This window comes from Psychrobacter immobilis, from assembly GCF_003148585.1.
Classification (GTDB): domain Bacteria; phylum Pseudomonadota; class Gammaproteobacteria; order Pseudomonadales; family Moraxellaceae; genus Psychrobacter; species Psychrobacter immobilis.
Window position 1 is genome coordinate 37,503 of sequence record NZ_QGGM01000005.1, and the last position, 12,114, is coordinate 49,616.

The 12,114-nt window shown below is 45.2% G+C and carries 11 protein-coding genes; 4 read left to right on the forward strand and 7 right to left on the reverse strand.

Going from position 1 to position 12,114, the window contains the following annotated elements; all coding sequences use genetic code 11:
• Positions 1 to 95: 95 nt before the first annotated feature.
• From C8D84_RS05965 to C8D84_RS05970, 3 genes are read left to right on the forward strand one after another with little or no spacing between them, the layout of a single operon-like run.
• Positions 96 to 1,016 (forward strand): CynX/NimT family MFS transporter, encoded by a 921-nt coding sequence (locus C8D84_RS05965; RefSeq protein ID WP_228244492.1) that lies wholly within the window; start codon positions 96 to 98, stop codon positions 1,014 to 1,016.
• Positions 1,017 to 1,022: 6 nt separating this feature from the next.
• Positions 1,023 to 1,307: an MFS transporter gene (locus C8D84_RS13855; protein ID WP_228244493.1), complete on the forward strand. Its 285-nt coding sequence runs from the start codon at positions 1,023 to 1,025 to the stop codon at positions 1,305 to 1,307.
• 55 nt (positions 1,308 to 1,362) lie between these two features.
• The gene (locus C8D84_RS05970) at positions 1,363 to 1,923 is read left to right on the forward strand and encodes a GlcG/HbpS family heme-binding protein (RefSeq protein ID WP_228244495.1); all 561 of its coding nucleotides are present in this window, start codon (positions 1,363 to 1,365) and stop codon (positions 1,921 to 1,923) included.
• 218 nt (positions 1,924 to 2,141) lie between these two features.
• Here C8D84_RS05970 and C8D84_RS05975 read toward each other — a convergent pair whose 3' ends face one another.
• The 6 genes from C8D84_RS05975 to C8D84_RS06000 all read right to left on the reverse strand — a co-directional run bounded on the left by C8D84_RS05975 (position 2,142) and on the right by C8D84_RS06000 (position 10,495).
• Positions 2,142 to 2,714: an HAD family hydrolase gene (locus C8D84_RS05975; RefSeq protein ID WP_087816206.1), complete on the reverse strand. Its 573-nt coding sequence runs from the start codon at positions 2,712 to 2,714 to the stop codon at positions 2,142 to 2,144.
• Between the two features lie 185 nt (positions 2,715 to 2,899).
• The gene (locus C8D84_RS05980) at positions 2,900 to 4,585 is read right to left on the reverse strand and encodes an AMP-binding protein (protein WP_087816209.1); all 1,686 of its coding nucleotides are present in this window, start codon (positions 4,583 to 4,585) and stop codon (positions 2,900 to 2,902) included.
• Positions 4,586 to 4,656: 71 nt separating this feature from the next.
• Complete coding sequence (locus C8D84_RS05985) at positions 4,657 to 5,724, reverse strand: CaiB/BaiF CoA transferase family protein (protein WP_087816227.1); 1,068 nt, start codon at positions 5,722 to 5,724, stop codon at positions 4,657 to 4,659.
• Positions 5,725 to 5,776: 52 nt separating this feature from the next.
• Positions 5,777 to 7,948, reverse strand: coding sequence for a 3-hydroxyacyl-CoA dehydrogenase NAD-binding domain-containing protein (locus tag C8D84_RS05990; RefSeq protein ID WP_087816211.1), 2,172 nt, complete (start codon positions 7,946 to 7,948; stop codon positions 5,777 to 5,779).
• 85 nt (positions 7,949 to 8,033) lie between these two features.
• Positions 8,034 to 9,242: an acetyl-CoA C-acetyltransferase gene (locus C8D84_RS05995; protein ID WP_087816213.1), complete on the reverse strand. Its 1,209-nt coding sequence runs from the start codon at positions 9,240 to 9,242 to the stop codon at positions 8,034 to 8,036.
• A 101-nt stretch (positions 9,243 to 9,343) separates the two neighbouring features.
• Positions 9,344 to 10,495 carry an acyl-CoA dehydrogenase family protein gene (locus C8D84_RS06000; RefSeq protein ID WP_087816216.1) on the reverse strand — a complete coding sequence of 384 codons (1,152 nt, stop codon included), beginning with the start codon at positions 10,493 to 10,495 and terminating at the stop codon, positions 9,344 to 9,346.
• A 316-nt stretch (positions 10,496 to 10,811) separates the two neighbouring features.
• On the opposite strand from C8D84_RS06000, the gene C8D84_RS06005 reads away from it, so the two are divergent.
• Positions 10,812 to 11,450 carry a TetR/AcrR family transcriptional regulator gene (locus tag C8D84_RS06005; protein WP_087816218.1) on the forward strand — a complete coding sequence of 213 codons (639 nt, stop codon included), beginning with the start codon at positions 10,812 to 10,814 and terminating at the stop codon, positions 11,448 to 11,450.
• A 144-nt stretch (positions 11,451 to 11,594) separates the two neighbouring features.
• Here the strand turns inward: C8D84_RS06005 and C8D84_RS06010 are convergent, their stop codons facing one another.
• A complete protein-coding gene (locus C8D84_RS06010; protein WP_176393106.1) occupies positions 11,595 to 12,050 on the reverse strand; it encodes a hypothetical protein in 456 nt (151 codons plus the stop codon).
• Between the last annotated feature and the right edge of the window lie 64 nt (positions 12,051 to 12,114).

The window sequence follows — 12,114 nt, forward strand, 5'->3', positions numbered from 1 at the left end:
AGTCGGCGTTCGGCATATAGTGACGTCGGCTTTTTTGGCGACTCAGGCGGTGATTTTTTGGTACTGCCTTTCTTAATACGGATTTTATATTATTCATGAGTACCGATCATATCTCCTCCACGGCGCGTTCGTCGATACTGACCTTGTTGTTTCCTATGCTGGTGATTGCTGGGTTGGCGATGACGCTGCGCCCAACGATCACTTCTACTGGTCCGTTGCTAACAGAAATTCGCCTAAGCACAGCGATGGGTTTGCAAGCCGCCTCTTTATTGGTGGTGCTGCCCATGCTATGTATGGGTATATTTCCGCTACTGTTGCCTTGGATTGGGCGACGATTTAGTGAAAGCGCGTGGATCACAGGTGGTCTGTTTGCGATTGCCTTCGCGGGTTTATGGCGTTTGTGGTTAGACACGGGAGGGATGCTAATTGCCAGTGCCTTAGTAGGCGGCACGGGTATCGCCATCGTGCAAGCAATGGCACCTGGTGTGGTCAAGCGTTGGTATCCTGCGCGTGTACCACTTGCTATGGGCGTTTACTCTGCCGCACTGATGACTGGTGGCGGGGTTGCCGCTATCTTGAGTCCTGTGGTCGCTCAACATTACGGCAGTTGGCAATCCGGTTTGGGTATTTGGCTGATAGTGCCAGTTTTTGCCCTCGTGCTGTGGTGGCGACGCCCCTCCGAGCAGATGGAAAATCGAGACGACGGGGTAAAAATCAACTTTTTTGGCAATCGCCGTGCTTGGCTGCTGGCAAGTTATTTTGGTCTGGCAAACGCTGGATATGCTTGTATGATTGCATGGTTGCCAAGCTATGCGCAGACTTTGGGCTGGAGCGCGCAAAGTAGTGGCGAGCTGATCGGTATCATGACGATTTTTCAGGTCATTGGTGCGCTGGTTATTCCAATGTTGTCCGCCCATCGTCTCGACCGCCGACCTTGGTTGTTTTTTGCCGTAGGGATACAAATTGCTGGATTTATAGGTTTGATTACCATGCCGACAGCTTTACTCATCTTGTAGATTGCCTTGATTGGCTGTGGTCTTGGTGCTTGCTTTTCATTGACATTGACCGTCGCGTTAGATCATTTGTCCAAACCCAAACTCGCTGGGGCACTGGCAGCATTTGTCCAAGGCATTGGCTTTATTATTACCGCCATCGCGCCTTATGTCGCAGGTGTGCTTCGCGAGTCGACTGGCAGTTTTAAGGCGGTTTGGTGGATGCTATTGATCAGCCTTATCGGTATGCTGTTTGTCACCATCAAGTTTGCCCCAGCAAGTTATCATCAGGCAATTAACTTGTCTAAGCTTTGATTCAGGCGTATTGAGTCACGTCATGCAATATTCAAAACAACCTCAAGGATTAATTATGAAAGGGCTGATTATGAAAGAACTCGTTATCTATGCCGCGCTTGCAACTTCACTGTTGTCCATCTCCGCGTGTGCCAACACCTCACACTCACAGTATCAAGTACAAGTGATCAAACCAAACGTAATAACTCAAGGAGCAGAGATGGCAACCATTCCATTATTGACTGGCGAGATGGCACAAAACATGGTGAATGCCGCCGCATTAGAAGCCAAAAACAACAATTTGATGGTATCTGTCACCGTCGTTGACGCCTCTGGACAAACCTTAGCAGTGCTCAGAGATCACCGCGCAGGCGTGCATACCGTGCGTGCCAGTTACAAAAAAGCCTATACCGCAAACTCACAAAAAAGAGAAACGGCGGTCATCGCCAAAGGCATCAAAGACGGCACGATTCCTGAAGACCTACGCTATCTGGATGAAAACATCCTTATCTTAGATGGTGGCGTGCCCATTTATATCGATGGTATCGTAGTTGGTGGTATTGGGGTGGGCGGCGCACATGGCAGCGAAGATGTACACATCGCCAAAGCAGGTCTGAAAGCATTAGAGCAGCAGTAGCGCGGGCTAAAGTTTTAAGACAAGTATTCCACATATTATGCTGTTCGAAAATCGATAAGCCTGCCTGTCCTTATGTTTATTGTTACTTCTATAAAAGAAGAAGGAGAGAAACCATGTAATGATTTCTCTCCTTATAAAATGCGCCATTAAAGTACCCAATGTCTTAATCTAGCCATTTTTAGCCCATATAGACGCCTCAATTAAATTGAGGATATACTCTAGATCAATGCCGCTAGATCCGTGAGCTTCTCAAGCACGATATCTGGTGAATATTTTTCCAGTTGCACATGGGTTTGAGCACCAGTCAGCACCCCAACACATAGACCACAATGGGCATTTTTGCCTTCTTCGATATCGATGCCGCTGTCCCCTGCTTTCAATACCTGTTGCGAATGCTCAATCCCAAACTTGTCCATAGCAAGGGTAATCATATCTGGTGCAGGACGACCATTGTGCACATCATCTGCTGTAATCAAAGCATCAATATCACGACCCACTGACCATCCTAAAATAGTTAATATTTTATTGGCAGTCTGAATATCGTAGCCCGTATTTAGCACGACTTTTCTACCCGACTGCTTTAACTGATTGAAAAAATCTAGCATGCCATCGAAGGTTGCTACCGTGTCCTTGGTATAGGCTGATGCCAACGCTGATTTAAACGTATTAAAGGCAGCATCCGTCCATTTTTCACTATCAGCGGTCGCGGTATTGTCATTTTTGCATACTTCATTGAGTATATCGCTAATGGCTAAATGAGCCCTTACAGAAATAGCTGGCGAATCGATCATTTACATTTTCAGACGGAACAAACTAACCGTGAGCGTCATTGATTGGAGGCGGTAAATTGTATCAAGAGCTTTTACTCTCATTGAATATCGGTATAAATAATGGTTATTGGTGATTAATTATTGCGACTGATGATGGTCATGCTGTAGTGGTAAAATGGCCATGCAATGTTTCTCTTGAATAGTTGTTACGCTTCCTGAGCCAATTTTCTCAGCTTGTGACGCAGTATTTTTCCGACAGTTGATTTGGGTAACTCGTCTATGAATTCGATATGACGCGGGCATTTATAGGCGGCCAAATTTGCTTGGCACAGCGCTCTAATATCATCCTCATTTAAGCTATCATCAGATTTTACAACATAGGCTTTGACCGACTGACCCTGCAACTTATCATCGATACCCACCACTGAACATTCGGCAACCTTAGGGTGCTCCTCAATGATGTTTTCTACTTCGTTAGGATAAACGTTGAAACCACTGACGATAATCATGTCTTTTTTACGGTCATATATCTTAATAGCACCCTGCTCGTTCATAGATGCAATATCACCTGTCTTTAAGTAACCATCAGCAGTAAAAAACGTCGTATTGTCAATATTATGATAATGAGTAATGACATTGTCACCTTTGATGCACATCTCACCAACTTCATTTATAGCAAGAATATTTTCATCATCATCACGGATACTGATATCGACACTAGGCAGAGGTAACCCCACGTTGCCACTATATTCAGTGCCATTAAATGGATTGGCGGTACCCACGCCTAGCGTCTCAGACATACCCCAGCCTTCGAGGATAGGCAGACCTGTGACTTCACGCCAGCGCTTAGCAGTTTCAGGGGTCGCTGCCATACCACCAACTACAGTTAATTTGCATGCAGAAAAATCCAGCTCCTTAAATTTTGGGTTCATCAGCAGGGCTTGGAACAAAGTATTAACACCAGGCAATAGATGAAAAGGACGCTTGCGCAATATCTTGATAAACCCTTCAATATCACGTGGATTGGTAACCAGTGTGAGATGCTGACCCACACTCAACCCAACTATTGAGCAGATAAACGCATAAATATGATACAGCGGTAAAGCGACAATGGTATTTATTTGAGTACTATCAGACATGGCGTCATAGACTGGCTTGAACCATTCGACAAACTGGTAAGTGGCGGTCACAACATTTTGATTGGTAATCAAAATACCTTTGGCAACACCTGTCGTACCGCCAGTATATTGCAGCATTAATAAGTCGTCCGCGTGAATGGTAGGACGAGAATAGCTTAATTTTTTGGCGAATTTTAAAACGGCTTTATAGCGAGTCACGGTATAATGAGAATTGGATTTCAGCTGATAACGGGGAATGGCTTTTTTGACATATTTGGCAGCGATATTAACAAACGCACCTTTCACTACTCCTAACATATCGCCAATCTTGCTGATGACCACGGTTTTGACAGGCGTGTCTTTGATAATTTTCTCTAACGTTTTGCAAAATGGTTCTAATATAAATAATACAGCAGTATCTGAGTCAGCCAATTGATGTCTCAATTCACGAGGACTATACAGTGGATTGATGAGCGTTGTGACCATACTAGCGCGAATTATCCCTATGACAATAGGCAGGTACTGGTTGACATTGGGCATCATGATGCCTATGACCGAACCCTTTGCTAGACCCAGACTTTGAATCCAAGCCGCAATAGCCAATGACATGCTATCCACTTGCCCATAAGTATAAGTAACTCCCATGTTGGTGATAAATTCATGGCTGGCATATTCTGTTAATTTGTCATCAAACATGTCAATCAATGTATTATGTGGCGGCGCTATCTGTGCATTTATCCCTTTAGGATAATGCTGCGTCCAAAACTGATCCATAACTTACCTTCCTTGGTAATCAACTTATGAAAAACTCAATGGCTTTGAAGCATTTCTCATAAAAAACATAACTACTGAACCTGCTGCCATCCTGACGTTGCATCATACTCATCTTGATGGGCAAATAAGGGATGTGCTTTTGCTTCACTGAGGCTAAGCACAGGGGTGACACAGACATCAACAGACGCAAAAACTTGCTGCCAATGCTCAAGCGTTTGACTGGCAAATTTATCGCTTATCGCCTTAGCCGCCGCTTGGCTTTCAGAGGTATTTGGCATAACCCCAAGTTGCCAATGGCTATTTTTGAGCGCAGACAAATCCAATGCCTCACACAAGCCCTGCCAGAATTTCAGCTCTAGCGAACCAACGGCCATATAGCGCTCGTCCGAAGTTTTGTATAGGCGATAACAAGGTAATAATCCACCCAAAAAATCATGATGCGGTGCTGGTTGTTGCCCTGAGAAACTTTTCACTAGCGCTCCCGTTGCCTTTGGCATGACCATATGCTGGTACAAGCTGTGCGTCATACTAACGGCAACATGACGACCTTTGCCCGTCCGCTGGGCGGCGAATACAGCAGCAAGCAGTGCAATCACAGCGGTATCACTGCCGCCTGCCAAATCTGCAAATTGAACGTTAGGCATTGCCTGCTCGCCATCCGCCGTCTTTAATTGGTCTAAAACACCGCTCATCGCCATAAAGTTAATATCATGACCGGCTTTATCAGCCCAGTCATGATTAATATCAATTTTCGAATCGCTAGATGCCAAACCGTAACCAGTAATCGATACCATGACCAATTTTGGATTAATCGCATGCAGCGTTGTAGCATCTAGTCCCATGCCTTTTAGGACGCCAGGGCGAAAGCTATCCAACATAACATCAGCATCTTTGAGGTGCGCTTTGATAGCAGCAATACCTTGAGGATCAAGAAAGTCGTGTTTCTCGGTGGTTTTGCCATGATTTAGTGCTTTAAACAATTCGCCAAAGGCTCTGGCAGGATCACCATTTTTAGGTTCAATCTTAATGATTTCTGCGCCCAAATCTGCAAGCAAACGCGTCGCAAAGGGTCCCGGTAAATTACGAGTCAAATCAATGACGCGCAGCCCTTGTAAGCAATCTGCCATTAAATCTATCATTGAACCAGTGCTCGTATTAATCGCAGAATCAAGCATAGAATTAACCATCAGCTCAGTCATCAGCAAACACCTCACCTTTATCTGCCATGTCTAGCAGAATTTGTGCTGGCTCAAAACGCTCACCGTATTGAGTCACGAGTTCACGGCTACGGGTGATGAACGCCTCTAACCCCATCGCATTAATAAACTGTAGCGTACCGCCTTGATGCGGCGCAAAGCCCCAACCAAAAATGGAGCCGATATTGGTATCAGCGACAGAGCGCACGACGTTTTCTTGATAACATTTAGCAGATTCGTTGGCTTGGATAAACATCAAACGATCGATTAAATCTTGCTGTGATGGCTGCTCTGCTTTTGCTGGGTATAAATCCATCAGCTCAGGCCACAAGTATTTGTCGCCATTATCGGCATACTCATAAAAGCCTTTACCATTTTTTTTGCCCTCGCGATTGTGTTCTTTGACCAGCGTTTTCAGTATCTCGTACGAGGGACGAACAGCAATGGGTTTACCTTCAGCCTTCATATCCAGCTGCTGCTGTTCGCTCACATGCAACGCCAAACTTAATGACACCTCATCTTGCAATGCCAGTGGCGGCATGGGCATGCCCGTTTTCATGCCAGCAACTTCGATGCTGCGCGGATGGACGCCCTCGCCTAACATCGCAACCCCTTCTGACACGTAAGTGCCAAATACCCGTGAGGTGTAAAACCCCCGACTGTCATTAACGACGATAGGTGTTTTACCGATTTGTAGCACATAATCAAAGGCTTTTGCTAAAGTGGCGTCATCCGTTTGCTCGCCCATGATAATCTCAACCAACGGCATCTTATCGACTGGCGAGAAGAAATGCAGCCCGATAAATTGATTGGGTCGGGTGCTGGCTTTTGCCAATCCAGTGATAGGAAGTGTCGAAGTATTAGATGCATAGACAGCCGTGTTAGGAATCACCGCCTCAGATTGCTGAGTACACTTGGCTTTAATCTCACGATTTTCAAACACCGCTTCGATAATCAGATCACATTCTGCCAAATCCTCATAAAACACTGTTGGCTTGATGCGATTGAGTAACGCTTGCTTTTTCTCTTCAGTGGAGCGTTTACGGCTAATGGCTTTGTCCAAAATGGTGGCAGAATATGATTTGCCTTTTTCAGCACCTGCCATTTCAGTGTCGAGGAGTACAACGTCGATCCCCGCCTTTGCGGTGACATAAGCAATGCCCGCACCCATCATGCCTGCACCTAAAATACCAACTTTTTTGGTTTTATAGCGCTCAAAACCATCAGGACGAGATTGACCTTTTTTAATACTATTCAGCTGAGTCCATAGCGTATTAATCATATTTCTAGATTCAGCAGACAGCACACAAGCGGCGAAGTAACGCGACTCAAGCTCAAGTCCCGTATCGATATCCACTAAGCAGCCCTCGAAAACGCAAGACATGATGTGAGTAATGGCTGGATAATTGCCGTGTGACTTTTGGTTGGCCATGGCAGGCGCGATAGAAAATATCGGCACAATACTAGGATGCTTACTATCACCGCCGGGAATTTTAAAACCTTTTTTATCCCATGGTTGCTGGGCACTGGGATTGGCGTTAATCCAGTCTTTCGCCTGCTTGAACATATCTGCTTTGTCAGTAGCAACAGCATCAATCAAACCCATGTCTTTAGCAGCAGCTAGACGCAGCTCTTTACCTTGGGTCATCAGCTCGAGTGCTGATTGAATGCCAACCAATCGAGGTAAACGCTGAGTACCTCCGCCGCCCGGCAGCAAGCCCAATTTGACTTCAGGTAGACCCAGTTTGGTTTTAGGCGAATCAATCGCGATACGATAATGACAGGCCAATGCCAACTCCAAACCACCGCCAAGTGCCGTTCCAGTCATAGCAGCAACGACAGGTTTACCAGATTTCTCTAGTTTGCGTAAGCTAGCTTTCAGGTCTTCGACCAGCTCAAAGGCTTGTTCAGCGGTTTTAATATTAGCCAACTGATCAATATCAGCACCGACCACAAAGGTCTCTTTGCCAGAGGTTAAAATCAAACCTTTGGCGGACGCATCGTTAATAAAGTTGTCAGTCATCACTGCAAAACTATCGGTGAAACCGTCGCCGATGACATTCATTTTGCGACTACTTTGGTCAATCGTAACGGTGATAATGCCATTATCAGATTCAGCAGAAAAGTGGTTCAATGCATTGATGGCGTCTACGCTGTTTATGCTCATTTCAAGTCCTTTTTATATTATTCTATGTCGATATCAGTCACTAGAAACTAATGACAATCACTAAAATCTATTAGCACTATCAGCACTACACGCGCTCAATGATAGTGGCGATGCCCATACCGCCGCCCACACACAGCGTAATCATCGCGGTTTTTAGATCGCGACGTTCTAACTCGTCAAGCACAGTCGTCATGAGCATCGCGCCCGTGGCGCCAAGTGGATGACCCATAGCAATAGCGCCGCCATTGACGTTGACGATATCAAGAGAGAGTCCGAAGTCATCGGCAGTATTTAACGGAACGGCAGCAAAGGCTTCATTGATTTCCCATAGATCTATATCTGAAGCTTGCATGCCCGCTTTTTTGAGCGCTTTTTGGCAGGCAGGCGTTGGCCCTGTCAGCATAATGGCAGGTTCTGAGCCAATGACTGAGGCCATGGTGATTTTGGCGCGTGGTTTTAGACCTGCTTTTTGACCAGCAGCAGCACTACCCACTAAGCAAATTGCGGCACCATCGACGATGCCTGATGAATTGCCCGCATGATGTACGTGATTCACTTTTTCAATGGTGGTATATCTGTCCAAGATAACGCTATCAAAGCCCATCTTGCCCGGCATAATAAAGGAGGGATTGAGACCAGCTAAGGTTTCGACATTGGTGTTAGGACGAATGGTTTCGTCTTTATCCAATAATGTCATGCCATTGATATCGGTGACGGGAACGACCGATTTGTCATAATAGCCCTGCTCCCAAGCATACGCAGCGCGGCGATGCGACTCGGTAGCAAACGCATCGACATCGGTGCGACTAAAGCCTTTTAGCGTCGCTATAGTGTCTGCACCAACGCCTTGCGGGACAAAATGCGTCGCTTCATTAACCCGTGGATCCATATACCATGCCCCGCCGTCAGAGCCCATCGGTACGCGGCTCATCGATTCTACGCCGCCTGCAACCACCATGTCCTCCATACCTGACATGATTTTGGCAGCGGCCAGATTGATAGACTCCAGACCTGAGGCACAAAATCGAGATAAAGTGACACCCGCCACACTTTGCGCCCAGCCAGCATCAATGACGGCTATACGGGCAATATCAGAACCCTGCTCACCAACGGGCGTCACGCAACCAAGCACCACATCATCGACCAAACTGGTATCCAAATGATGGCGCTGTTGCATTTCCTTTAATAAGGTACGGGCAAGCCAAATTGGTGACGCCTGATACAAGGAACCATCCTTTTTGCCTTTACCACGTGGGGTACGGATAGCATCATAAATGTAAGCAGTCTCAGTCATAAAAATCCCTTTTTATTTTTTGAATAAATAACCATGATGGATGATGGCAATATAATCTATTTCTTAGAATCAGAAGTAGAACCAAAAAGCAAATCAGCCGCTTACATAAAGCGTGACGCCAGCTCTTTCATGATTTCATTGGTACCGCCATAGATTTTTTGTACTCGCGCATCAGCATATAGGCGAGCAATCGGGTATTCTGTCATGTAGCCATAACCGCCAAACAGCTGGACGCATTCGTCTATCACGTCACACTGCTTTTGCGTCACCCAGTATTTAATCAAAGACGCTTGCGGTACGGTTAATTTGCCCTCTAACATGGCATCGACAGCAGCATCACACATCGTGCTAGCAGCGAGATAATCGGCGTAACATTCTGCCATTTTAAAGCGTGTATTTTGAAATTTCCAAATCGGTTTGCCAAACGCTTCCCGCGCTTTGACATAATCCAGCGTCAAGTTAATCGCCAGCTTCATCGCACCAACGCCCGTTAAGGCAATAATTAAACGCTCACGTGGCAGCTCTTGCATCATTTGAATAAAACCCATGCCCTCTACTGTGCCCAATAGATTTGTTTGCGGCACACGTACATTGCTGAAAAACAGCTCTGACGTATCTTGTGAGGTCAGACCAATCTTATCGAGATTACGACCACGCTCAAACCCTTCTACTTTGTCCGTTTCTACCACGATAAGGGAGACACCTTGCGCACCTTTTTCACGATCGGTTTTGCAGGCGAGCAAAATTAGGTTGGCATGCTGACCATTGGTAATAAAGGTTTTTGAGCCATTGATAACGTAATCATCACCGTCTTTTACGGCGTAGGTTTTGATGTTCTGCAAATCTGAGCCAGTACCCGGTTCGGTCATAGCAATCGCAGCCACATACTCACCGGTCGCCATCTTAGGTAGCCATTCTTTTTTCTGCGCTTCCGTACCATGACTCAAGATATAAGGCGCGACAATACCTGAATGCACCATGCCGCCGAATCCGGATTGATTAGCCTCAGCCTGCGCATAAAGAAGCGCCGCTTCATGACCAAAGTCACCACCGCCGCCGCCATATTCCTCTGGAATCGATGCACATAAAAAACCCATCGTACCTGCCTCTTCCCACGCGGCACGGTCAATCATGCCGTTTTTGCGCCACTGCTCGTCCTTTGGCTCCCACGATTGAAACATTTTAAGCGCGCTATCATGCACCATCTGGTGCTCTTCGGTCATCCAGTTCGGGGTGAATTTTTCAATACTCATATTGTCTGTCCTTGACAAGAGGAAGTTGATAATGGCTAGGGCGTGTCCCCAATTCAAACGAGGACAAGCCCTAATATAAAATACTATTGAGTGTAAACATATTATTTATGGTAATTTTAATTACCGTTATATATAATCTTAGTATTCTTTATATTTAATATCATGCAAGACTTATACTAGGACAGTAAAAGACAATACGCAACCTATTAGCAAACAATAGTAATTTATATTACCTATTTCAACTCTAGCTTATCAGCCGTTAAATAAGACGCTGTAGCACAGTCTAAAAATTCTCACCGCACAGGAATCATCAAGCATGCAATCTATCAATCAGACATCTAGTATGAATACAGCCCGAGCTTTGGCACCCTTATCCGATATGCGCCCTGCTACTTTAGAAAAAATTGAAAAAGCCGTTCGTAAAGTATTTGCAGGTTTTGACTCTAATGAGGTGACCATGGCGCAGATTGCAAAGTCTGCCAATGTCTCACTACAGACGCTGTATAAATATTTTGGTGATAAGCAAACACTGTTTTATACCATCATGGATATTGTATTAGGCAGGTTGGCGGCGCGCATCATGGATCATTTGCAAGGCATTGATAGTGTGCAAGATCGGCTGCGCAAGACATTATGGGTCTGTTTTGACTTTGTAGACTCGCATCCTGATGCCGTGATGGTACTGTCTTCGGTATCGGCATCGCGTATTCGTAATATTGCGATTTATGAGAATAAAGAGCTGATTGGGGCATTTTTGAATGTATTAGAAGATGGTCAAAACCGCGGAGTACTAAATGACACCGTGCCCCTTTATATACTTTTTGATGTGTTTATGGGTTTTATCAGTCGTCTTGGCTTGATGCATATCATCCGCCAGACCGATACACCCATTAATGCAGAGTTTGATGCGCTGTTCGTTATTTTATGGCGAGCCATATCAAAGCCTGATATATAGTCAGTTCGATATACAATAACTTGTACGATATTATGAAGTATTCATTCCAGTCAAATTTTCAATTTCATCATCAAAGATCACAACGAAAAAAGCCTCACTTTGTAGTGAGGCTTTGCTTAATACTTAAAAACTAATGCTTAAAAATCAACATTCCTTAGATTTTTTTAGCTTATATTCTTCTACTCTATCAACCATTTCATAGTCTTGTTCACTGATCTGTTGATAGCCATTGCTCACACTACCATAGGATGAATTTTTATTATCATGCTGAGCGTGCACAGCAGCATCTTTGATCTGGGCAATGTCTTCTGCAAACGGCATATAAGGGATATCCAGCACAGAAAATAGCGTGGCTAAAAATTCTTCAGCGGTAAAATATTTATCCATATAGCTGCCATCAAGCCCAAGGTATTTATTCGATAATACATGACGCAGGCGCTCACAAGCAGGGATGGTATGCTTGATAGGATAGCCCATGGCTTTAACAATATCTTGCGAACGCAGCTCAAGTGTCGCTATCTGATTGATCGCATACTGGGCAAGAAGGTGACGTGGGTGGTAATGACGGGTATATTTGGTTTGGTTAGCAATGTCGCTCATGATATTGAACACCTTAGACTCCTGTAACTCCGACGAAAAAGGGTGAAATACGCCCAAATAGGCA